The organism is Fusibacter ferrireducens (assembly GCF_015352425.1).
Classification (GTDB): Bacteria; Bacillota; Clostridia; order Peptostreptococcales; family Acidaminobacteraceae; genus Fusibacter_A; species Fusibacter_A ferrireducens.
The window spans coordinates 392320-416225 of the sequence record NZ_JADKNH010000001.1 but is presented as its reverse complement, the minus strand read 5'-3'; the positions used below and the strand labels follow the sequence as shown (position 1 = coordinate 416225).

Sequence of the window (23906 nt, the reverse complement as noted above, 5' to 3'; positions counted from 1 at the left end):
ATTCAAAAAAATGCGATTTATATTCGATCTACACACACATACGACTGCCAGCGGACACGCCTATAGTACACTTAACGAAAATATACTTGCGGCAAAAAAAAGGGGACTTAAACTATTAGGTGTTTCAGACCACGCCCCCAAAATGCCGGGAAGTGCTCAAGAATATTATTTTGGAAATTTAAAAGTTTTACCTGAAGTTATTGAAGGCCTAAGAGTTTTAAAAGGTGTTGAACTCAATATACTCAATAGCGCAGGCGATATCGATCTATCGGATCATGATATGAAGCATCTGGATTATGCCATTGCAAGTCTTCATATTCCATGTTTTGAGAATTTAGGTGCCACAGAAAATACGAATGCTTTAATAAATGCCATGAAACATCCTAAAGTCCATATTATAGGACACCCTGATGATAGCAGATATCCTTTAGAACTCGAAAGACTGGTCATAGCAGCTAAAGAAAACAATGTCCTTCTTGAAGTAAATAACAGCTCACTTTCTCCTATTGCTGTCAGACAAAATGCTAGAGAAAACTATCTTGTATTGTTAGAACTTTGTGCCAAATATCAAGTTCCAGTGATTTTAGGAAGTGATGCGCATTATGTCAGTGATATTGGCAATTTTGAAAACGCTATAAAACTCATTGAAGAAGTTAATTTTCCTAAAAACTTAGTTGTCAACGATGATATAAACCGTCTATTTTCATACTTAAAACCTTCAAAAGAACTTTAAAATAAGTTTTATTGTAAAACAACTTACAGTTTGATCATAAAAGCATGGTTATATTGATCGTAAAATTATTGTTATAATTTTCAAAATACACCTATGTATTTGCGTATTTTCCATCATTTTAGGGTATAAAGTATATGTATCTTTTATTTTTTGACCATCGAAAGGAGTTACTACATATATGGACCGCTTTAAATGGGATGAAATTAACGGGGAAAAAATACTATATCAAGATTTTTCGAATTTAAAAAAAGAAGAAGTTGTCGTCTTACTCAATCAGTCACACGAAGTTATTGAACAAGAGGGGACAAAAGGTATTTATGTAATTACAAATATAAATTCAATATCTTTTGATCGCAATACAACAAGAGTCTTTGAAGAAGTATCTGCACAAAACAAATCCTACGTAAAAGCTTCTGCACTCTATGGTGTAGGCACTTGGCAAAGAGTTGCTATTGAAGCTGTGGGGAAACTCACTGGTAGAGAGTTCAGCATATTTAAAACAGAAGAAGAAGCAAAAAAATGGCTTCGAACACTTAATGCATATAAGTAAAATAAAGAGTTTCATTCAAGAATTCATTAATTTTAGAATTTGAATGAAACTTTTTAAATGTTTTTAACGTCTAATAGGTGCATATCGGTTATCATTTATGCTAAATTAGTATAAAGGTGAATTGAATCATCAAAAACTTTGAGCCGATTGAGGGGTATAGTGATGAAGAAAACATTATCTTTTATAAGCATTATCATTTTATTACTTGCTGCACTGACATGGCAGCAATTTCATATGAAAACTTTACTTTTGACCAATAAAATACTCCAAGAAAAAGTAGATCTGTATAAATCGCAATTTGATTTTTTAAATCATAAATTCAACAAAATTGATGAGACGCATAAAAAAACGATTGAAGATAATGCGGATGCGTATTCAAAGGCGCTTCAGTATTACACAGTAGCACTCACTAGACTTAATGAGGAGCTTGAACAACAAGTAGAAATTATAAGTCATGATTATAAGAAAGAATCTCTGCTTGTCTTTAAGCTTCTCGATGATGAAGGATTACCCTATATAGACCACTATGGCATCTTATCACCTAATTTAACCGATGAGGACAAGGTGAAATATTTAGCTTCCTATTTACAAAAGCATTATTTCGAAAACGTTTCCATTGATGTCAAATCGGTTGAGATCATTGATGGTAAGCGAACTGCAATTGTCAACTTAACCAATTTAGATTCTTCATTAGGAGATAAAACCACTCAAAATAAGTGGGAAAATCTCTATTTTCAGGGTTCTACAGGAGGCTCAATGACAGAAATAATTTTAATTGATGGTTTTTTACAAGATCAGCTTGTGGATTGGCCTTTAGATGCAGTTAGATTTTTATATAAAAATGAACCTATTCACTTTGAACATGTGCCACAATTAGAACATATTCATTATAGAAATTAGCAGGCACTTGAATGGGGGATCAAAATTGAAACTAAAGCGCGAGTTGGTAGACATAATTATGTTACGTCTACCAACTCGCGCTTTATACTTTTAATTAACTTTTAATAGTTCTAGGATGCTAATTTTGATATAATTAAAAGTGACGATTTATGTCTGCAAAATTAAGAAAGAGATTTCACAATGAAACCATCTGTTTTTGAAAATGCCATAAAAAAAAGTCATTACACCGATTTTTCAAAATCTAGAAATACAATTTGGTCTTGGATAGGCTTGCTTTTTCATGCAAAATTAAAGAACTTAAGAACAAAAGTACTCCCAAGAGTAGATAAAAAACTGCCTCATGTTCATTTCAAGCATCAATCTATATTGATACCTTCATATGAAAGGCTTGAGCCATATGAACTTCAAATAAAAGAAGCGGAAATCAAGTATCTTGTTACTAAATTAAATGGTCTTGTAATTAAACCCAATGCCATATTTTCGTTTTGGAAAAACATTGGATATAAAAATAAACTTTTTAAAACACCCAGTAATTTTGCGAGTCAAAAAATTAAAGGCACTACACCAGCAGTCAGTCAAGTAACCAATCTCTTATATTGGATTGTTTTACACTCTCAACTTGAAATAGTAGAGCGGTATCGCCATAACTATGATCTATATCCTGATGATTTAAGAAAAAGACCTTTTGGCACTGGCGCTACTTGCATCCATAATCAGTACGATCTCAAATTTCAAAACAAGACAGATTCTATTTTTCAGATTATTATGACCTATCAGAATGGTGTCCTTTATGGTGAATTGCGTTCATTAACACTGCCTTTATTAATTTACGAAGTATTTGAAGAGCGCCATCTGATTAAAAAAAATAGCTTCAATGAGTATATACGTCATAATGCAGTGTACAGAAGCATTAAAAATACAAAAACACAGAAAACTAGAGTAGAATACGTCACGGAAAATCATGCATTAATGGTTTATGAACCACTAGAAGATCATGATGTTACCGATATTAAAGATTTAAAAGCGGGGGACATAACGCTATGAAAGTATTGCTCCTACAAGTGGCAGATTTTTTTAAACAACTCATCTTTAGATTATTTCTGCTCATGATCATACTCACAGCAATTGCATACTATTTTTATTTTTACAAGCCTTCGGATACAGGTGTTATCACTGGCAAAATAAGAGATTTCAGACTAAATGAAATATCAGGATTGGTTGTCAGCGAAAAAAATGCCGATACACTGTGGGTACACAATGATAGTGGCCATGACAACATTATCTATGCTATCTCAAAGCGTGGCAACATAAGAGAAAAATTTGAAATTAATGGTATAGATCTCAGGGATATTGAAGACATATCTATTTATAAAGATGATCAAGGTGAAAGCTATTTGATTCTCTCAGATTTGGGCAGTAATACAAAAATGAGAACCAATTCAACCCCTAAGTTAGTTTTTTTCAAAGAACCCGATTTACTCGTTGATCTCTGTGAGTTACCATCAGAAAACAGTGGGCAAACCTATCAGATCAGCCAATTTGAAATTTATGAGTTAGAGTTCCCAGACGTTCCAGAAATCCAATACACTGATCAAAACGCCTTTATCAATAATATCATTAATAATATCGAAAATGCTACGCCTGATATTGAGGCCATAATTGTAGATACCAAGCAAAAGGAACTCTTATTTTTTTCCAAAACCTACAAGGGGATTACAGGCATTTTTAGTATACCACTAGATAATCTTAAATCAGATGGGATTAACAAGCTTTCTTATGAAGGCAGCATCAATATCAAACAATTTACAGAGGGCTATCACATCGATTTTAGGCATTTGCTTTTATCCCCAATCAATTTTCCATATGCTGTAACTGCTGCAGATTTATCAAGGGATCAAGACACATTGCTCATTAGAACGTATGGGAATACATGGGAATGGCATAGGGGATATGCTCAAAAATCATTTTCTCAAATAATTCAAACTACTAAACCCGAATATGTGATGTCTGCCTTCGAGCCTCTAGGTGAATCCATTGGTATAGACCTTGATAGCAAAGGTTTCTATACAATCTCTGAAGGCTTATTTTCAAAAATATATTATAATGAATTGCCATGACCATCAATTATGGCAATTTTTTTATTAAAACAATAAGATTTTAAAGATTTTATAGGTTAACGAGTATTTTCAATAACATTATTTAAATATCTATTTTTTAGAGACGCAAATAGCGACGACAGAAATATTTTTGATGATGAAACGTTAAATGTAACTGTCTGTATCGGTTATAAAAACACGTGCTATGCACTAAGAAGGTTGAGAAGAAGATTATGCAAATCCTAAAATCTATATATTACAGATCCTATAATTTTCATATCTTTAAAAAGCCTTGAAAAGACTCGAGAAGTATGATATCCTAATGTCAAGCACAACTATTCCTCAAATGTATATTTAGGGAATAGTTGTGAGCTGATAAAAAAATTGCTCCAAGATAAATTAATCCATTTATAAATTAATCCATTTGAGGTGAATTTTATGGCACGCAAAAAAATAATTAAGGATGATGGCTCCTCTCTTTCCAGAACAACGCCTCATAATAAAAAAATCAAAATTCATAACAAATCCGATGTTCCTGATAATATTGTTGAGAAACAAAATGACATGATCAAAAAATGTTTATCCATTGAGGCTCAATTACCAGATTTTTTATTTGATTACTTCTTGTATCTTAAAAATTCTGTTGCTCTGAGTACGCGCCTTGCCTATTTAAGTGATTTGCTTTTCTACTGTAACTATTTGATCAACGAGTCACCATTGATGGCGGAATACGAATTCAAGACACCAAAAGATATTCCACTTGAACTCTTTTCCAAAATTACTGCTCGAGATGTCAATCTCTTTATTGGAGATTTTTGTACAAGATATATTGTTGAAACCGAAAACGCTGATTACATTATGGAAAATCATAATCGTGCCTTAGCCAGAAAAAAATCCTCTATCAGTGTTCTGTTTAAGTTCCTTTACAGAGACCAGTTAATAGAGTCAAACATCACTGAAGGTTTTAATCCAATTAAACTGCCTAAGCCACAACCGGATGCCATTAAGCGCCTTGAAATTGAAGAAGTTGCCATGATGCTTGATACAGTTGAAAACGGTACTGGTTTAACAGATAAAGAAAAACAGTATTGGGAAAAGACAAAATATCGCGATAAAGCAATACTTGTACTCTTCACAACCTACGGCTTACGTGTTAGCGAAGTTCAACAATTGAATTTGAGCTCTATTAATTACGCACGTGGTGAGTTTAAAATCTATAGAAAACGCAGCAAAGAAGCCAATATGCCACTTAATAAATCTGCGCTTGCTGTAATTGAAGATTACATTAAGTTAGAAAGACCGCCTTGTATCGAAGATGGTGATCCTCTCTTTCTTTCTCTACAAGGCAGAAGAATGACTGTCCGAACGCTTCGAGAACTTGTAAAAAAATATACGGCAATAGCAATGCAAGCACCTAGACATGCTGGTTATAGTCCTCATAAGTTGAGAGCTACTGCAGCTTCCTCTTTAATTCAATATGGTTTCTCAATCTATGATGTTCAAAATTTGTTAGATCATGATAACGTGACAACAACTCAGCTCTACTCCGCTCATAAAAAAGATGCAAAGCGAGATGTGGTCAATAATTACGAACTTTTGGATGAATACCATAAAAAAGACTCTAACTCTAAAAAGAACTAACGTTCTCAAGAACCATTCAATAAAAGCCCATTTAAAATGGGCTTTTATTGAATTAACGATAAAGTTATCATAAAGTTAAGGTGAAATCCAAACATTTAATTTCACTTTATATAAGATATCAATCTTTATAGGATATCATTTTATATGGGACTATATGGAATATTAATAGTTCATATATAAATAGATCATTTAGAAATGGGTATCATCAATACTTGTCCTGGATAGATTGTACTGGATGTCATCTGATTGATATTCTGTATGTCATACAGCACTTGTCTAATATCCTCATTATAATAATTATATTGAGACGCAATGTCCCAAAGCGTATCTCCAGGAACAACTGTAATTTCTAAATACTCCTGATTTGTCGATGCTACCGACATAAAATTACCTGTTATATAAGAAAAAATAATACTTAATAAAATAAGTGCCAACATTGTAGCAACTATAAAGCGCATTTTATTTACAATTACCAAGCGACGTCTCTTCTGTCTTCTTCTATACAATCTGCTGTCAAATGTCACATGAGGTCTAGTTTGAGTCATAATCTACCTCCTCTAACTTGTGTTCATTATAATATATGAATACTATATAGGTACAAACGTTTGTTCTGTTAAATTTATTATATACGAACACACGTTCTTTGTAAAGATAAAAATCGAACTAATGTTTGATTTTTTTTTTTACTTATGATATACTCAATCTAAGATTTAAGCAAATTAAGGAAAAGGAGACCTAAATAATGAGTGCTACGATTTCTAAGAAGCAAAAGCAGATCCTTGATTTTTTAAAGGATGAAGTTTCTAAAAAAGGTTATCCCCCATCAGTACGTGAAATATGTTTAGCTGTAGGTTTAAAATCAACCTCCACTGTACATATGCATCTTACAAAATTGGAAGAGTTAGGCTATATTAGACGTGATCCTACAAAACCACGTGCTATTGAAATATTTGATAATACAGATCATGCTCCTACTGACAATGTTACTGATTTAGAAAGAAATACAAAATTTATCCCAATAATAGGTGAAATTACCGCTGGTCAACCTATACTAGCAGTTGAATCCTTTGAAGATACCTTCCCCATCCCTTCTGATTTTGTGGATGAAGGTAATTATTTCATGCTTAAGATCAAAGGTGATAGCATGATTGAAGCAGGTATCCATGACCGAGATCTCGTTCTCGTCAAGCAACAAAGCATTGCAAATAATGGTGAAATTGTTGTTGCTATGATTGATGACTCGGCAACAGTTAAAACTTTTTACAAAGAACAATCTAGAATTAGACTACAACCCGAAAACTCGAGCATGTTGCCAATTTATGCAGACGATGTTCAAATATTAGGTCGTGTGAGAGGCGTCTTTAGGAAAATGTAATCATACGCGTTGTATATGGATGCTATAGATAACTAGAATTATTTTTTATGGACCCTAAAAAGAACTGCCATTAATTTTGCAGTTCTTTTTTTAATGCTTTTAATGCTTTAAGTAACTTAAATTTTTTTTGGCAATAATGAAATACATGAAATGGCAATGAAAAATACAATTGTCATATAGCGGCTTTATTACAATAACAATATTTAAGCCAAAAAAATTTATTTCAACCGCGTGTAATTGAAATGCTTATAGGGTATCTATATAATACAATGTTAGTTTGATTACAATTTTGAAACAACATCAGTTTGAGCAAAGTCATTCAAATTTTATTTTAAAGGAGTGTTTTGTATGTCTTATGTCTCTAGCGTATTTCAACGCATAAAAGTGAGAAACGCAAATGAACCAGAATTCTTGCAAGCTGTAGAAGAAGTTTTCAAATCATTAGAACCCGTTTTAGAAAAACATCCAGAATATATTTCGGCAAATATTTTAGAAAGAATTACCGAACCTGAAAGACAGATTATATTCAGAGTGTCTTGGGTAGATGATCAAGGTGTCTTACAAATCAATAGAGGCTTTAGAATTCAGTTTAATGGCGCCTTAGGTCCGTATAAAGGCGGTTTGAGATTTCATCCGTCTGTATACATTGGGATCATCAAGTTCTTAGGTTTTGAACAAATTTTTAAAAATGCACTGACGGGATTACCTATTGGCAGTGGCAAAGGTGGTTCTGATTTCGATCCAAAAGGCAAATCAGATGGCGAGGTCATGAGATTTTGTCAAAGCTTTATGACCGAATTATACAGGCACATAGGTCCTGATGTGGACGTCCCCGCAGGCGATATTGGTGTCGGCGGCAGAGAGATTGGCTACTTATATGGTCAATACAGGAGAATAAAAGGCGTATTTGAAAATGGCGTCCTAACTGGTAAGGGTCTGTCTTATGGCGGCTCCCTTGTAAGAACTCAAGCAACTGGCTATGGTTTAATCTATTTTGTGGATGAAATGTTGAAACACAACAATAAAGTATTGCAAGGCAAAACAGTTGTCATATCAGGTTCCGGTAATGTAGCGATTTATGCTTGTCAAAAAGCGACAGCATTAGGTGCCAAAGTCATAGCAATGTCCGACTCAAATGGCTACATCTATGATGAGAACGGCATTGATTTACCTCTTGTTAGACAACTCAAAGAAGTGGAAAGAAAAAGAATTAGATCCTATTTAAATTTTCATCCAGAAGCTCAGTATATTGAAGGTTGCAAAAATATTTGGTCAATAAAATGTGATATTGCCCTACCTTGTGCTACTCAAAACGACATTTCATTAGAAAATGCTAAAACTTTAGTAGCAAACGGCGTTATTGCCGTGGGAGAAGGTGCCAATATGCCTTGTACCAATGAGGCTATTAACTATTTTCTTGAAAACAAAATTTTGCTTGCACCTGCTAAAGCTGCAAATGCAGGGGGTGTCGCAACTTCAGCACTTGAAATGAGCCAAAACTCAATGAGATACTATTGGACATTTGAAGAAATTGAAACAAAATTAAAAAATATAATGGTCACCATTCACTCAAATGCTGCCGCTGCTTCATCAGAATATGGCTTCGGATACAATTTAGTTGCAGGTGCTAATATTGCCGGTTTTAAAAAAGTTGCTGATGCTATGATGGCGCAAGGCAACTATTAAATTAAGTATTGGGTTAAACATTCCCCTTTCTAGGCCCTTAAGAAGTTAAAACATTCAAAGGACTATTGGCTCCAACTTGAAGCCAATAGTCCTTTTACATATTTTACAGACTTAGTATTAATCTAGACACCTTATTCTACTATAAATTCGCCCACTAGCTCATCAAATACAATCATCATATCTTTGAGTTCTTCGCTCATATGTCTAAGTTCTTCCACCGTTGCAAGTATTTCCTCAGCGGATGCTGAAGTTTCTTCAGTACTTGCAGCATTTTGTTCTGCTATAGCTACGAGTTGTAAGATAACTTCAAGTACCTGAGTTCTATTTTTTTCCATTCTTTGACTGAGATCATTCAGTTTTTCAATTTCATCCGTCATTTCATCAACAACAGTTACAATTTCATTGTATTTCTCTTCAGTAGAGCTTACAGATTCTGCTTGTCTCTTAACGACTTCTTTAACTTCACTGCTCTTAGTTTGAGCACTAGTGACATTTTCAATCAAATTATTGAGCATATTATCAATATGTGTTGTTGATGAAGACGTTTGTTCCGCTAATTTTCTGATTTCATCTGCCACCACTGCAAATCCTCTCCCTGCATCCCCTGCTCTTGCAGCTTCAATGGCTGCATTTAAAGCAAGCAGATTGGTTTGTTCAGAAATATCTGATATGAGTTTGCTAGCTTCGCCAATTTTAGTCGTGTTTTCATTTGTGATGTCAATAACATTGAAGATTTCATCAAATATGGTTACATTTAATCTCGTATCTTGACCAAGTTTCTTCACCAGTTCTAAACCTTCATTGGTAATTTCTCCAATAGAACTACTTTTCTTAGAAAGCTGATGAGCCACTTGACTGTTATCGTTGATGATCTCTGCGAGAACATTCACATTTTCCGTAACGCCTTGTGTGTCATGAGCCTGAGAAGTAGCACCTTTTGCTATATCATTGATAGCATTAGAAACTTCGTTCATTGCTGAGTTGATTTCTTCTGTGCCTACCAATATAAATTCAGATGTTTTATTGAGATTACTCACACTTTGTTTGATTTCCTTTATAATATGTTTAAATGTTTCCAACACTGACTGACTTGAATTAAATAAGATTCCCAATTCATCCTTTTTAGAAAACTCAACCTGACCAAAATCAACCGCCAAATTCTTCTGCGCCATTTTTTCAAAATTATGAGTCAATCCCAAAATTGAATTTCTTAAGAATCGAGCTATATTTGCCATGAAAAATGAAACTATTAAAATAGTAAGTAAAATAATACCACTTAATATAAGTGTATTCCGTTTAGTAATTTCAATCAAATTATGAGATTCTACGTCGGCATATCGCTCTAAAATCTCAGTCATAATGTTAATTTGCTCTCTGGCATTGTCAAAATGAACATAATTCTCATCAAGTGTCCCTTTCAAATTGCCATCACTAAACCCATCATACCAAAGTCTATACTCTTCGAAAAAAATAGTTTCTAATTCTGCAATGGTTTGGTTGGTTTCTTCATGTTTAAACTGACTAAAAAGTTTCTCATTAGATCTAATATTATCAATTGCATCTTTTACGCGCGTATAAGCTTGATCAGCATTTTCTTCGTAATCATCTATTAAGCTCTTTCTATTGCTCGAATTAACATTGAAGTCGGCAAGAATATCCGTTTGTGCAAGTATCGCTTGATAAAAATCTCGATCTGCATTTAGAATTTTACTCGTACTTACAAAGGTTTCTTCATAAATCGATTCATTGGCCGTATTGCTAATAAAAACCATTTGTTGTGCACTAATTGCTAAAATAACCACTAGAATAATCAATGGTGGCACCACCATAACCAGCAATTTTTTAGTAATACTCAAATTTCTAAACATAATACCATCCTCCTTTTATTGATTTACGATTCTAATGCTCCCCTTAAATAAACAGTATAAAAAATTATCTCCCATTTTTCTAAAAAATTTAAATTCAATATTTTTTTTAAATCTCCAAATGTGGCGACCTTTTTGAACTATTATTTCTATGATACCCCCAAATACATCATATTAATTAAAATATTTTTTGAATAGAATTGCTATAAATCGAAAATTTTTTTTCATCACAAAATAGTTCATTGTAATTATAAATTTTATGAGTGGGTTCATTGTAGCCATTCAAGATTTTTTTGATAAAAAAATGACTAGTACAAATCATAAAAGACTTGTCCTAGTCATTTTGAACTCAGGAAATATTATAAAACAGTTTCCCTATTTAGTTTATAACAATATATCGTCTATTATTTCAAGCTCTTGAACTGTAAATTCAAGATTCTCAATTGCCCTTGCAGAATCTTCTATTTGAGATTTACGACTTGCACCCACAAGAACAGAAGTAATTCTTGGATTTCTAAGATTCCAAGCAAGAGCCATTTGAGCGAGCGTTTGTCCTCGCCCATTTGCAATTTCATCCAAGGCATTAAGTTTTATCTGAAGTGATTTTGTGAGTTCATCTCTGTTTAAGAATATGCTATCACTTGCCATTCGAGAATCCTCAGGAATACCTTTCAAATATCTATCGGTTAACAAGCCCTTTTGAAGTGGAGAAAATGTGATGATACCAACACCTTCCTTATCCATCATGGCAATGAGTTCGTCTTCAATCCATCGATCTAGCATTGAATAGTTAGGTTGATGAATGAGACAAGGCGTACCGAGCTCATGAAGCACGTCAATGGCAAGCTTTGCTTCAGTTGGCTTATAATTCGATAGTCCAACATAGAGTACCTTCCCTTGTCGAACTAACAAATCCAGTGCTTGCATAGATTCCTCCACAGGTGTATCATCATCTGGCCTATGATGATAAAATATGTCCACATAGTCCAAATTTAATCTCTTAAGGCTTTGCTCTAAACTTGCTACAAGATATTTTTTTGAACCCCCATCGCCATAAGGTCCGTTCCACATATGATATCCGGCCTTCGTTGAAATAATCATTTCATCTCTATGCGAATTAAAATCTTGTCTTAGAATTTTGCCAAAATTCTCTTCAGCAGAACCTGGTATAGGGCCATAATTATTTGCAAGATCAAAGTGCGTAATACCTAAATCAAACGCAGTTTGAACCATTCCTCTTGCGTTATCGTATGAATCGTTACTCCCAAAATTATGCCAAAGTCCAAGAGAAACCAGAGGTAATTTTATACCGCTTTGGCCACATCTTCTATATTTCATTTCGTCATATCTCTTTGGAGATGGTTTATAATTTGTCATGTCGTGCGCCTCCTATACTTTGATATTGCAAACGACATCGCATTGAGATATCGTAACGACTTTTCTTCACTCAGATCAAATCCGCTGAGGGTAAAAAAGACACTCAGTCAAAACTCACTGGCATTATATTCTTGCAACACCTGATTTTACCGCAGCATCATAAACCGCTTTGGCAACATCGGCACCTATTTTCTTGTTAAGTGCTGATGGAATAATGTTATCATCTTTAAGTTCACTTGCATCAACAAGATCTGCAATTGCATAAACTGCGGCAATTTTCATAGCCTCGTTGATATCACTTGCTCTTGCATCAAGTGCACCTCTGAATATACCTGGAAACGCCAGTACATTGTTAATTTGGTTTGGAAAATCCGATCGTCCTGTGCCCACAATTCTAGCACCCGCTTCAAGTGCCAAATCAGGCATTATTTCAGGATCTGGATTTGCCATTGCAAAGACAATCGCATCGTGATTCATGGATTTAACCATTTCTTTTGAAACGACATTTTTAGCAGAAACACCTATAAAGACATCTGCACCTGAAAGTGCAAAAGCCAAATCACCTTTTAAAAGCTCATGATTTGTAAGGGATGCAATTTCATCTTGAACCCAGTTATTCTGAGGTACATCTCTTGACAAAATCCCCTCACGATCACAACTTAAAATGTTCTTCACACCTAAATCAAGTAGCATTCTTGCAATTGCATTTCCTGCAGAACCAGCACCATTAATAACGATCTTAATCTCATCAATCTTTTTATCCACAATTTTAAGTGCGTTGATAAGCGCTGCACAAACCACCACAGCCGTACCATGTTGATCATCATGGAATACGGGAATATCCAATACTTCTTTTAATTTTCTTTCGACTTCAACACATCTTGGAGATGCAATATCTTCAAGGTTAATGCCCCCAAAAACAGGTTCAATTTGCTTGACAACATTGACGATCTCATCCACATCTTGAGTGGAAACGCATATTGGAAATGCATCAACATCGGCAAAGGCCTTAAAGAGAATAGATTTTCCTTCCATTACTGGAATAGATGCTTCAGCACCAATGTTTCCAAGGCCTAACACTGCTGAACCATCCGAGACAACTGCCACAAGATTCCCTTTAGCAGTATATTTGTAGACATCATCTTTACGCTCTGCAATCTTTCGGCAAGGTTCTGCCACACCTGGTGTATAGGCTGTAGACAAATCTGCTCGAGTTTCAAGCGTTACTTTACTAATCACTTCAATCTTGCCTTTGTTTTCTTCATGCATTTTTAATGCCAGTTCATTATAATTCATCTTTGCACCCCTTCGGTATTTGAGAGATGATCATAAGTGATATTAATCTCTAAGTTACTTATTGTGATAGACTCATACTCTCAGTTAAACTATTTTTTCTTGCTGATAACATCATAAACTATTTTGGACCCTAAGGCAATAATGTCCTATTTCTAAGGGCAAAATTGCTTTAAGAATAACAATTGCTTTTATAATTGAACCAAACCTTTTTTATATAAAGCATCTAAAGATTTTATAACACCAAATTTTGAATGCTCATACGTTAATCCCCCTTGAAAATAGGCAATATAGGGTTCTCGAATTGGCGCATCTGCACTGAGTTCAATAGACGATCCTTGAACAAACGCACCTGCAGCCATAATCACCTCACTTGAATATCCAGGCATATCCCAAGGTTCTGGAGACACAAATGCGTCAACTGGGGATGCAGATTGAATGCCCTGACAGAATGCAATCACTTTGTCGGGTGAACCAAATTTAACGGCTTGAATAATATCGCTGCGAACACTATCCACACTTGGATTGATTTCATAGCCTGCTTTTTCATAGACACACGAACAAAGTGTCGCACCTTTTAATGCACCTGAGACTACTTTGGGTGACATAAAGAGCCCTTGCAGTATTGTTCGTGTTTGACCAAATGTCAATCCACACTCTTTACCGATACCGGGAGATGTCATACGCGCCGCCACTTGCTCAATCAAATAAGCTTTGCCCACCACATAACCGCCACTTAAAGCTAGGCCACCGCCCGGATTTTTAATAAGACTCCCCGCCATAAGATCTGCCCCAACATCTGTCGGTTCTTGATAATCTAAAAACTCACCATAACAATTGTCCACCATTACGATAGTATCTGGCGCATAAAGTCTGATCAGGGCTATGACATTTTTAATTTCACGAATTGTGAGCCCACGCCGCCAAGAATAGCCTGCCGATCTTTGAATATAGATCATTTTATATTGGATCTCAGCATTTTCAATTAACGCTTTGAGACCCTCCAGATCAAATCCGCCTTCATCTGTCAACTGGATTTCCTCATATGAAACGCCAATATCCATTAGACTAAGCGCATTTGAAGGCGATAGTCCAATGACTTTTTCAAGGGTATCATAAGGTCTCCCGGTGATGGATAACATCTTATCATTAGGTCTCAAAGTTCCCGTAAGTGCCAATGTCAAGGCATGGGTTCCAGATACAATGATCGGTCTCACAATGGCATCCTCAGTGCCAAACACGGTTTTGTAGACATTCTCAGTGGCATCACGCCCCATGTCATCATAACCATACCCTGTATTCCAATTAAAGTGAATATCAGAAATTTTGTTTTGTTGTAGTGCATTTAATACTTTCAACTGATTGTATTCAGCGATATCATCAATATTTGAAAAATGCGGCAAAATTGACTTTTCAGCTGCTTCAACATAGGCAATGACCTGGTCGGAAACACCAAGTGTTTTGTACATAGAATACTTATTTAACATGAATCCTCCTGATTCGAAAATTTCAACTATTTTAAAATGCCAAGCGCATGGATGAGTTTGGGAATAATCTGTTTTTTACGTGAGACGCAGTTCTCAATAAAAGTCCCCTGTTCAACTGTTTTTTCAAAAGCCAGCGACATAATGGAATCATTTTTAGATTCAAAGAGCATATAAGAGCCCTCTTTTATAATGTCCGTGACCACCATCAAAGTCAAGTAATGATCTCTATCATGATTGACTTTTTTGATCGTCTCAAAATAAACCAATTGATTGTCCAATATTTCTTGAAAATTCAAAGTAAAGACTTGAGATATGGCTATTTTACAGCCTTCTAACATAAATTCCTTGAAGTCATTAAAAAAGACATCCGAAACAGATTTTCCAACCAGTGAAGTGCCCTTTTTAAACATCTCAAGCGCAAAAGTGTCAGTTTTAATCCCTGTGATCTCTGTCAATTTTTCAACTGCCATTTCATCAAAAACTGTTGTCGTTGGTGACTTTAAAAAGAGCGTATCCGATATGATTCCAGACATCATAAGACCTGCAATGTCCTTGGGAATCTCAACCTGTTCTTCCTTGAACAGTTGATAGATAATTGTATTGGTACTGCCCACAGGCATATTTCTAAATGCAATCGGTAAAGAAGTTGAAATATCACCAATTTTGTGATGATCAATAATTTCAATTACATTGGCTTCGCTGAGTCCTTCAGCAGACTGAGCATATTCATTATGATCCACCAAAATAACATTTTTCTTGGTCGGATTCAAAAAATGTGTTCTCCCAATAATGCCTAGATATCGACCCTTCTCATCCACAAGTGGGAATTTAGAATGCTTGGAAGTCTGTATAATTTCACGACAGTTTTCTAAATACTCATTTTCTTTAAACCGAACCAGTCGATCTCTTTTCATAATAGAACTCACAAAATTAGTCTGATTTATAAGTTTTGAAGTGTAATAAGTATCATAGGGTGTTTTTATCATATTGACCCCTGTGACAGCCGCCTTTTCAATCAGTAATTCAGGAATCTTTTTATTGCCAGTGACAACGATCAACTGAACTTTGCGCTGGATGGCATAATCAATAATATCAAATCTATCCCCTGTTATAACGACGGTATTCATATCAAAGATGTCCTCTTCTATGATGGAACTATCGTGAAATGCTGTAATTGAAATCTTGCCATTCACGTCAGAATGAGCATAATTGAGTGTTTCTGCTTTGAGATCTGATTTAATATTGCTAAAGGTCGTATTAAGTGCATGAAGATCACCATGAATAGCGCTCATGGCGATATCCTTCATCGTGACAATTCCAATCAAGTAGCCATCAGAATCTACGATTGGAAGCGTTCTAATCTTATTATCATTCATATGTTTAGTTGCTGCCAAAATAGAATTAGAAGGCTCCAGTGCCATAATGCGATCATAGAGCAAATCCTTGAGCTGAATTTTAACATTATCAATTCGATGAGGATAAGTCATATTAAAGTAATCTAGAACAAATTCACTCTCTTTTGAGAGATCCCCTAGAACACATGGCAACGCTTCATATTGCGTTTTATTTTTGAGATACGAAAGTGCAATTGCACTGGTAACACTATCCGTATCTGGATTTCTGTGACCAAAAATCATGACTTTTTCTTTCATAATCATTTACTCCTTAACTTTGGTACAATTTACTTCCCTATTATAACATACGAATTAATAATTTATTCACAGACATTTGCATAACTTATGCTATAATCAACTTGTTAATATAGGAATTCGAGGTCTCGTTATGAAATTTTATAAACTTTCACTTATTGTCATGCTCCCCATACTCTTTATTTCAACAGTATTGGTCCTTTTTGGAATTCAACACACTTTCAAGATATCAGAAAGTGACAATAATATCTTTTATTCTGAAATGACATATAAAATGCTAGAGGAATATATAAATTACCAAATCGACCACACGAGCAACAGTATTTTTACCGATAAGGGATTCTATCAAATTCGCAACGAGTTAATCTATAAGAGCGCCCTGGAGAATACAGATTCTTCAGCATTTGGAAAAAATGCAATCAGATCCTTGGCAGCACAATATAATTTCGAATATTTTTATGTGGAAAACACAGATCAAGCGCCCTTTACGAACGCACCTTATGAACTCACAATGGGCTTTTTGGTCCAAGATCAGAAGAAATACACGACTCAAACGCTTTTTTACGAATATGAAAACAGGCTTTATATAGGCATTCTAAAAAACATATATACCAGCAACTCTGAAGACAAGTCCAAATCCTATCTTGTCATGACGCCTATTGAACACAAACTCAACATGACCATGATGAAATCATTTATTGGTATCCAAGATATTGAATATGTTTTTACGCCCCCCGTTCAAGTCACATCGTCCATTCATAATAAGTATGATTCAAATGGGATTATCAACATAGAAAATGATGATTTTAATCAAATTTTTGTGCCCATTAGAGTGGACTCTAAAAATAGTTTCTATTTGTCTGCAAGAATTGATAAACCTGAAATTATCAATAACCTTAAAAAGCAAACTTTCTTTATGCTGATCTCCGTTTTCTTCATATTGCTGTTTGCAAGTCTTATTATGAGTATGATCCTGAAAAAAATAGCTGCTCAAATTGATAAAATGGTCAAAATTATTGACCGTATTGCAAACGGGCACTACGATATTGATTTAGAGTATAATAAAATAAAAGAGCTGGGACAACTTTCCACAAGTATCAATAAACTTTCCTCAACAATCAACGATAAAATTAAAGAGCTCCACGATAAAAATGATGAAACCGTGAATATCATGATAGAAGCTCTAGATGCCACAGATTCTTACACAAAAGGTCACTCGGATCGTGTCTCGAAGTACGTACAGCTCATTGGAAGAGCCTTGAGATACGATGATATGGACACTTTAATAAAAGCGTCACTTGTACATGATATCGGCAAAATCACAATTCCAGAACAAATTTTGAATAAAAAAGGCCCTCTGACAGATTCAGAATTTAAAATCATTCAAGAACATTCCTTAACAGGCTTTCGCATTTTACATAAAGCCTCGGCATTTAATGAAATTGATCAACTGGTCTTGTGTCATCATGAAAAGTATGACGGGACGGGTTATCCACAGGGATTAAAGGGTGAGCAAATTCCACTAGGTGCTCAAATCCTCTCAATTGCAGATGTTTATGATGCATTAACCAGTCGACGCCCCTATCGAAAAGCACTCTCTCATGCTGAAGCCGTCCACATTATTACCGTAAGCATGCGCAGTCAATTCTCTGAGAAATTGTTACAAGTTTTTATGATCGTTGAGCCGGAACTTGAATTCATCAAACAAAATTAGAAAAGGTGATATTGCTCGTCTTAAATCGACTCAGCAAAATCACCTTTTTTTTATTAAAACAACAAGATTTGAGCCGAAAGCTGTGCTGAGGGATGTTCAACCTCAAACAGTGTCAGCAAAAATCGGCTTGAGTCATCGGAGATGGCTCAAATGTTGTTAAAAATTTTATAGAAGCTTTAGGCCTTCGTAACCGTGTCCAAAACTAAAGTGATCATGTCATTAAAAGTTCTCTCTCTTTCCTCTGAAGTCGTTTCTTCAGCGGTAATCAACGAATCACTTACGGTTAAAACACAAAGCGCCTGTGCTCTATATTTAGCCGCTAAAGTGTAAAGTTCAGCAGCCTCCATCTCCACTGCTAGAATATTGTAATCCATAAAGTTTTGATTTCGATTTGAATTATAGTCGTCATAAAAACTATCCTCAGATAAAATATTGCCCACATGAACTTTTAAGCCATTGCTTTGAGCTGTTTGATACGCATCATAGAGCAACTTAAAATCAGAAATAGCGGCAAAATTACACGTGCCAAAACGACGGTTGTTCATGTTTGAAGTCGTAGAAGCCGCCTGTGCCAGTATGACATCTCTAATTTTAATATGCGGTTGCATTGCACCGCAAGAACCCACTCTAACGAGTTTTTGAACATCATAAAATCGCAACAACTCATTGACATAGATAGATAGCGAAGGCATTCCCATACCAGTACCCTGAACTGAAACCCTTACACCTTTATAGGTTCCTGTGTATCCAAGCATGCCTCTAACTTTATTATAACAAATCGGATTCTCTAGAAAAGTCTCCGCAATATACTTAGCTCTCAAAGGATCACCTGGTAATAATACGATATCCGCAATATCACCAATCTTCGCGTTTATATGTGTACTCATAGCAAAACCTCCAACCTTTTTTTAATGCCTCTTCATCATTTCTAATTATATCATAAAACCGCTCAAAGTAATTATAGAGTTTTAACAAAAACTGTTAAAACTCTATAATATCAAGTGGTTTTATTCATCATCTCTTGAATTTAAATTTTCATATGCAGTGGCGAGCATCAGCTTAATACGATTGATCTGATTAACCTCACTTGCTCCTGGGTCATAATCTATTGGCACTATATTAGATTTAGGATAACTATTCTTAAGCTCCTTGATCATGCCTTTCCCAGTAATATGATTTGGTAAACATGCAAAGGGTTGCATACAGACTATATTGTCTACGCCACTATGAATGAGCTCAATCATCTCAGCCGTTAAAAACCAACCTTCACCTGTCTGATTGCAAAGAGATAAGTGCGGCTCAGCCAACTTTCCTAGCACTTTAATATTTTTAGGCGCTTCAAAGCGCTTGCTCTTATTTAGTGCGGTTACCATGGGCTTGCGATAATAATCAATGATTGAGATAAATGCTTCACTGGAAAGACGTTTTTTCATGCTGCCTGAAAGATATTTATTCTTGATGACGCCATTATACGCAGAATATGTGAAGAAATCAATTAAATCAGGCATTACAGCCTCTGCACCTTCATGCTCTAGAAGATCCACTATATTATTATTTGCCGTTGGATGGAATTTAACCAAAATCTCACCCACTAATCCAACTCTCGGCTTCTTAATGTCAAGCAATGGCAGTTCATCAAATGCTTGAGTAATCGCTTTAATGTTTGAAATAAATTCTTTTCTAGAGCCCTTTACAAGCGACTGTTTGCATCGATCCACCCAGTGATCATAAAGTTTATTGGCAGCACCTTTTTCCGCCTCATAAGGTCTGGTCTTATAAAGCACTCTCATGAATAAATCTCCATAGAGCATACTCTGTACTAATTTTTCTAATAAAGGCAACGTCAACTTAAACCCTGGATTTTCCTCCAAGCCGCCAGCATTAATACTGATTACCGGAATATGATCCAGTTTTAAGCTTTTAAGTGCATGTCTAATAAAGGCGATATAGTTTGTAGCGCGACAGCCTCCACCAGTTTGAGAGATGATCAAAGCCGTTTTGTCGAGATCATATTTTCCAGAATTCAGTGCTTTCATCAGCTGTCCAACCACAATAATAGATGGATAACAAGCATCATTATTGACATATTTAAGGCCTTCATCTATAGCGGATACATCCACAGAAGGCAAAATTTCCATATTATAGCCTTCTGGCTTAACTGCCGCTTGAACAAATTGAAAGTGTATTGGAGACATTTGGGGCACTAAAATCGTATGCGTTTTACGCATTTCTTCTGTAAAAATCACGCGCTCTGCCTTTGGCTTATCATACAGAGGTATCATCGTTTTCTTATCACGTTCTCTAATTGCTGCAATAAGTGATCTTATGCGAATTCTGACCGCACCGAGATTATTGATCTCATCAATTTTGAGCACTGTATAAATTTTATTTTTAGCCTCCAAAATTTCTTTAATCTGGTCCGTCGTCACCGCATCAAGGCCACATCCAAAAGAATTCAACTGAACAAGCTCAAGATGAGATTGCTTTGAAACATAAGTTGCGGCTGCATAGAGGCGCGTATGATAAACCCACTGATCCACAACTCTGAGTGGTCTGTCGATCTGATCCAAATGTGCCACAGCATCTTCAGATAAAACCACAAAACCAAAAGATTCAATGAGTTCTGGAATACCATGATTGATTTCTGGATCAATATGATAAGGGCGACCTGCCAAAACGATTCCTTTTAAGTGATTTTCCTTGATGTAAGCAAGTGTTTCCTCACCTTTTTTCATAACATCCAATTTATATTGATCATGTTCTGCATATGCCAAATCCACAGCTCTGCTGATTTCATTCTTATCAATGCCCCATTTACTGATTTCTTCAATCAACCGCTTCTTCATATGTTTCATAGAATCCAGCGGCAAGAATGGATGATAAAATTTGACGGCTTTATTCTTTATGTGGTCCACGTTGACATTAATCGTTTCAGGATAGGACGTCACCACAGGACAATTGTAGTGATTCCCCGCCTTTTCGTCTTCTTGTCGATTATATGGAATACATGGATAAAAAATTCGATCTACTTTTTTGAGAATCAAATCCTCAATGTGACCATGTACGATTTTAGCGGGATAACAAACACTTTCAGAAGGTATCGTTTCCATACCCATTTCATAAATCATTTTGGATGACCGTTTAGAGAGTTCCACACGAAATCCAAGTGCATTAAAAAAAGTAAACCAAAACGGATAGTCTTCATAGATATTTAGAACTCTCGGTATACCCACTGTACCACGTTTTGCTTCTGCTTTTGAAAGTGATTTATAATCAAATACACGTTTATACTTATACTTATAGAGATTTGGCAAATCCACAGTTTTCTTTTCAATACCTGCACCGCGTTCACATCTGTTGCCGACGATAAATTGTCTTTGATCTGAAAACACATTGACAGTGAGATGACAATTATTCCCACAAAGATTGCATCGTCTTGTACTCGTAGTTGTACTGAAGTGCTCTAATTCAGAACTCCCCAACATGTTGGTTTTATAATCTGCCTCGAATCGCTCCATTGAAATAATGGCACAGCCAAAAGCCCCCATGATTCCTGCAATATCAGGTCGAACCACTTCACGTCCAGAAATTTGTTCAAATACTCTCAGTACTGCATTATTGTAGAAGGTGCCCCCTTGAACGACAATTTTCTCGCCCAAATCTTCTGGAGATCTCATTCGGATTACTTTAAATAATGCATTTTTTATAACGGATGTACAGATACCCGCAGAGAGCTCACCAATTGTTGCACCCTCTTTTTGAGCTTGTTTTACACGTGAATTCATGAAGACGGTACAACGCGTGCCAAGATCCACAGGTTTTTTTGAAAACAAACCAATGTTGGCAAAATCGGCTACGGACATATTTACCGAACCTGCAAAAGTTTCAATAAAGGACCCACAACCCGATGAACAGGCTTCATTTAACATAATGGAATCAATAATGCCATTATGAACATTGAGACACTTCATATCTTGACCGCCAATGTCAAGAATGGTATCTACGCCTGGCAAAAAATGATCTGCTGCTTTATAATGCGCAATGGTTTCAATTTCTCCATGGTCTAATTTCAAAGCTGCCTTAATCAGATTTTCACCATATCCAGTTACAGTACTGTATGCAATATAAGCACCCTCTGGGATCAATCCATATAATTGCTTTAAAGCCTCAATAGTGGTTCCCAAGGGATTGCCTTCATTGGACCCATAATGTGAAAATAAAAGCTGCTTTTGCGCGTCCACAACTGCCACTTTTGTCGTCGTTGACCCAGCATCTATGCCCAAGAAAAGAGGTCCGCGAGCTTCGCTCAAAAGCTTTCGGGACACGTGATGTTTAGAATGTCGTTCGATAAAAACATCAAAATCATTTTGAGATTCAAATAGAGGCTTAATGCCTTCTTTTGAATCTGGAGATTCACAATAAATAGAAGGCATACGATCATAGATACAGTGAATATCTTTTGAATCTTCTTTGCTTGAAGAAATGGCAGCGCCAATGGCAACAAAATACTGAGCGTTATCCAACTTAACACTGTGTGCATCATCCAAATTTAATGTCAATTCAAATCTTTTTTTGAGTTCTGGTAAAAAAGAAAGCGGTCCACCTAAAAAGGCAACGTTACCTCGGATTGGTTTACCACATGCAAGACCACTAATGGTTTGATTAACCACAGCCTGAAGTACAGAGGCTGCTATATCTGCTCTGGATGCCCCTTCATTCAAAAGCGGTTGAATATCCGTTTTAGCAAACACACCACACCGTGAAGCAATTGGATAGATTTCTTTATGTTGACTCGCAAGATCGTTTAAACCATTTGCATCTGTTTTGAGCAATGATGACATCTGGTCAATAAATGACCCTGTTCCGCCAGCACAGGTGCCGTTCATTCTCTGTTCAACGGAGTGACCAAAATACATAATTTTAGCATCTTCGCCACCGAGTTCAATCGCAACGTCCGTCTGCGGTGCGTATTTTTTAATAGCCCTTGAACAGGCAACAACTTCTTGAATAAAAGAAACGCCTAAGCTCTCTGCTAAACTCAAACCAGCTGATCCAGTGACCATCACTTTGACTTTCGCATCGGCAAAAACGCTTTTTGCATCTTCAAATAGATTAGAAACGGTATTCTTAATATCAGAAAAATGTCGACGATAATCCTTGAAGATGATATTCTCATCTTCATCTAAAACTATCAATTTAACCGTTGTCGACCCAACGTCCAAACCAACGTTTAGTTTGTTCATAACAATGACACCTCGGTATAAAAAAATATAAATCACAAATCAATTAATGTCATAGAAATAATGGCATATAATAACAACCTTTTGATAATAATAAAAATAATAATGACTTAAACAATAATTTAAACAATTACATATAATAACAAATCTAATATATATTATAGTCCTTTTTCATGAGAAAGCTATTAAAAAGACGTTAAATAATAAAAAATTAATAAATTTGGAAATTTAATAACAACTCAAAAAAAATAAATTTACTACATAGAAATACATAAAAACTGCTTTGACAATCGATTTGAC

Annotated in this window: 17 protein-coding genes; 9 read left to right on the top strand and 8 right to left on the bottom strand. The window is 35.5% G+C overall.

The annotated features are described in order from the left end of the window. Nucleotides 1-10 precede the first annotated feature (10 nt). From ISU02_RS02030 to ISU02_RS02005, 6 genes are all read left to right on the top strand, one after another. The gene (locus ISU02_RS02030) at nucleotides 11-733 is read left to right on the top strand and encodes a phosphatase (RefSeq protein ID WP_194700104.1); all 723 of its coding nucleotides are present in this window, start codon (nucleotides 11-13) and stop codon (nucleotides 731-733) included. Nucleotides 734-911: 178 nt separating this feature from the next. Continuing rightward, the gene (locus ISU02_RS02025) at nucleotides 912-1283 is read left to right on the top strand and encodes a SpoIIAA family protein (RefSeq protein ID WP_194700103.1); all 372 of its coding nucleotides are present in this window, start codon (nucleotides 912-914) and stop codon (nucleotides 1281-1283) included. 162 nt (nucleotides 1284-1445) lie between these two features. Continuing rightward, nucleotides 1446-2183: a hypothetical protein gene (locus ISU02_RS02020; protein ID WP_194700102.1), complete on the top strand. Its 738-nt coding sequence runs from the start codon at nucleotides 1446-1448 to the stop codon at nucleotides 2181-2183. 180 nt (nucleotides 2184-2363) lie between these two features. Further along, complete coding sequence (locus tag ISU02_RS02015; RefSeq protein WP_194700101.1) at nucleotides 2364-3227, top strand: VanW family protein; 864 nt, start codon at nucleotides 2364-2366, stop codon at nucleotides 3225-3227. Then, entirely contained in the window at nucleotides 3224-4300 is a 1077-nt protein-coding gene (locus tag ISU02_RS02010) for a hypothetical protein (RefSeq protein WP_194700100.1), read from the top strand. Before ISU02_RS02015 ends, ISU02_RS02010 begins: the two co-directional genes overlap by 4 nt. Before the next feature lie 417 nt (nucleotides 4301-4717). After that, nucleotides 4718-5920, top strand: coding sequence for a tyrosine-type recombinase/integrase (locus tag ISU02_RS02005; protein ID WP_194700099.1), 1203 nt, complete (start codon nucleotides 4718-4720; stop codon nucleotides 5918-5920). A 185-nt stretch (nucleotides 5921-6105) separates the two neighbouring features. Here the strand turns inward: ISU02_RS02005 and yneA are convergent, their stop codons facing one another. Then, a complete protein-coding gene (gene yneA / locus ISU02_RS02000) occupies nucleotides 6106-6465 on the bottom strand; it encodes a cell division suppressor protein YneA (protein ID WP_194700098.1) in 360 nt (119 codons plus the stop codon). Between the two features lie 197 nt (nucleotides 6466-6662). On the opposite strand from yneA, the gene lexA reads away from it, so the two are divergent. Then, entirely contained in the window at nucleotides 6663-7295 is a 633-nt protein-coding gene (lexA, locus tag ISU02_RS01995) for a transcriptional repressor LexA (RefSeq protein WP_194700097.1), read from the top strand. A 348-nt stretch (nucleotides 7296-7643) separates the two neighbouring features. Further along, entirely contained in the window at nucleotides 7644-8981 is a 1338-nt protein-coding gene (gene gdhA / locus ISU02_RS01990; protein ID WP_194700096.1) for an NADP-specific glutamate dehydrogenase, read from the top strand. A gap of 131 nt (nucleotides 8982-9112) precedes the next feature. Here the strand turns inward: gdhA and ISU02_RS01985 are convergent, their stop codons facing one another. The 5 genes from ISU02_RS01985 to ISU02_RS01965 form a co-directional block, all read right to left on the bottom strand. Beyond that, nucleotides 9113-10849: a methyl-accepting chemotaxis protein gene (locus ISU02_RS01985; RefSeq protein WP_194700095.1), complete on the bottom strand. Its 1737-nt coding sequence runs from the start codon at nucleotides 10847-10849 to the stop codon at nucleotides 9113-9115. 381 nt (nucleotides 10850-11230) lie between these two features. Then, nucleotides 11231-12223: an aldo/keto reductase gene (locus tag ISU02_RS01980; protein ID WP_194700094.1), complete on the bottom strand. Its 993-nt coding sequence runs from the start codon at nucleotides 12221-12223 to the stop codon at nucleotides 11231-11233. A 123-nt stretch (nucleotides 12224-12346) separates the two neighbouring features. Beyond that, nucleotides 12347-13519: an NAD(P)-dependent malic enzyme gene (locus tag ISU02_RS01975; RefSeq protein WP_194700093.1), complete on the bottom strand. Its 1173-nt coding sequence runs from the start codon at nucleotides 13517-13519 to the stop codon at nucleotides 12347-12349. 188 nt (nucleotides 13520-13707) lie between these two features. After that, a complete protein-coding gene (locus ISU02_RS01970; RefSeq protein WP_194700092.1) occupies nucleotides 13708-15003 on the bottom strand; it encodes a methionine gamma-lyase family protein in 1296 nt (431 codons plus the stop codon). A 26-nt stretch (nucleotides 15004-15029) separates the two neighbouring features. Next, nucleotides 15030-16655, bottom strand: coding sequence for a putative manganese-dependent inorganic diphosphatase (locus ISU02_RS01965; RefSeq protein ID WP_194700091.1), 1626 nt, complete (start codon nucleotides 16653-16655; stop codon nucleotides 15030-15032). Nucleotides 16656-16785: 130 nt separating this feature from the next. On the opposite strand from ISU02_RS01965, the gene ISU02_RS01960 reads away from it, so the two are divergent. Continuing rightward, complete coding sequence (locus ISU02_RS01960) at nucleotides 16786-18366, top strand: HD-GYP domain-containing protein (protein WP_194700090.1); 1581 nt, start codon at nucleotides 16786-16788, stop codon at nucleotides 18364-18366. A 176-nt stretch (nucleotides 18367-18542) separates the two neighbouring features. Here the strand turns inward: ISU02_RS01960 and deoD are convergent, their stop codons facing one another. Together deoD and ISU02_RS01950 are read right to left on the bottom strand one after the other, a co-directional pair. Continuing rightward, nucleotides 18543-19253 carry a purine-nucleoside phosphorylase gene (gene deoD, locus ISU02_RS01955; protein ID WP_194700089.1) on the bottom strand — a complete coding sequence of 237 codons (711 nt, stop codon included), beginning with the start codon at nucleotides 19251-19253 and terminating at the stop codon, nucleotides 18543-18545. 120 nt (nucleotides 19254-19373) lie between these two features. Next, a complete protein-coding gene (locus tag ISU02_RS01950; RefSeq protein WP_194700088.1) occupies nucleotides 19374-23609 on the bottom strand; it encodes a 2-hydroxyacyl-CoA dehydratase in 4236 nt (1411 codons plus the stop codon). Nucleotides 23610-23906: the final 297 nt, after the last annotated feature.

What these genes read in the sequence shown, in the direction of transcription:
- ISU02_RS02020 (WP_194700102.1), top strand. Translation starts at nt 1,446, where the DNA reads ATGAAGAAAACATTATCTTTTATAAGCATTATCATTTTATTACTTGCT.
- ISU02_RS02025 (WP_194700103.1), top strand. Translation starts at nt 912, where the DNA reads ATGGACCGCTTTAAATGGGATGAAATTAACGGGGAAAAAATACTATAT.
- ISU02_RS01970 (WP_194700092.1), bottom strand. Translation starts at nt 15,003, where the DNA reads ATGTTAAATAAGTATTCTATGTACAAAACACTTGGTGTTTCCGACCAG.
- ISU02_RS01975 (WP_194700093.1), bottom strand. Translation starts at nt 13,519, where the DNA reads ATGAATTATAATGAACTGGCATTAAAAATGCATGAAGAAAACAAAGGC.
- ISU02_RS01950 (WP_194700088.1), bottom strand. Translation starts at nt 23,609, where the DNA reads ATGAACAAACTAAACGTTGGTTTGGACGTTGGGTCGACAACGGTTAAA.
- ISU02_RS01980 (WP_194700094.1), bottom strand. Translation starts at nt 12,223, where the DNA reads ATGACAAATTATAAACCATCTCCAAAGAGATATGACGAAATGAAATAT.
- ISU02_RS02010 (WP_194700100.1), top strand. Translation starts at nt 3,224, where the DNA reads ATGAAAGTATTGCTCCTACAAGTGGCAGATTTTTTTAAACAACTCATC.
- ISU02_RS01960 (WP_194700090.1), top strand. Translation starts at nt 16,786, where the DNA reads ATGAAATTTTATAAACTTTCACTTATTGTCATGCTCCCCATACTCTTT.
- lexA (WP_194700097.1), top strand. Translation starts at nt 6,663, where the DNA reads ATGAGTGCTACGATTTCTAAGAAGCAAAAGCAGATCCTTGATTTTTTA.
- ISU02_RS01985 (WP_194700095.1), bottom strand. Translation starts at nt 10,849, where the DNA reads ATGTTTAGAAATTTGAGTATTACTAAAAAATTGCTGGTTATGGTGGTG.
- yneA (WP_194700098.1), bottom strand. Translation starts at nt 6,465, where the DNA reads ATGACTCAAACTAGACCTCATGTGACATTTGACAGCAGATTGTATAGA.
- gdhA (WP_194700096.1), top strand. Translation starts at nt 7,644, where the DNA reads ATGTCTTATGTCTCTAGCGTATTTCAACGCATAAAAGTGAGAAACGCA.
- ISU02_RS02015 (WP_194700101.1), top strand. Translation starts at nt 2,364, where the DNA reads ATGAAACCATCTGTTTTTGAAAATGCCATAAAAAAAAGTCATTACACC.
- deoD (WP_194700089.1), bottom strand. Translation starts at nt 19,253, where the DNA reads ATGAGTACACATATAAACGCGAAGATTGGTGATATTGCGGATATCGTA.
- ISU02_RS01965 (WP_194700091.1), bottom strand. Translation starts at nt 16,655, where the DNA reads ATGAAAGAAAAAGTCATGATTTTTGGTCACAGAAATCCAGATACGGAT.
- ISU02_RS02030 (WP_194700104.1), top strand. Translation starts at nt 11, where the DNA reads ATGCGATTTATATTCGATCTACACACACATACGACTGCCAGCGGACAC.
- ISU02_RS02005 (WP_194700099.1), top strand. Translation starts at nt 4,718, where the DNA reads ATGGCACGCAAAAAAATAATTAAGGATGATGGCTCCTCTCTTTCCAGA.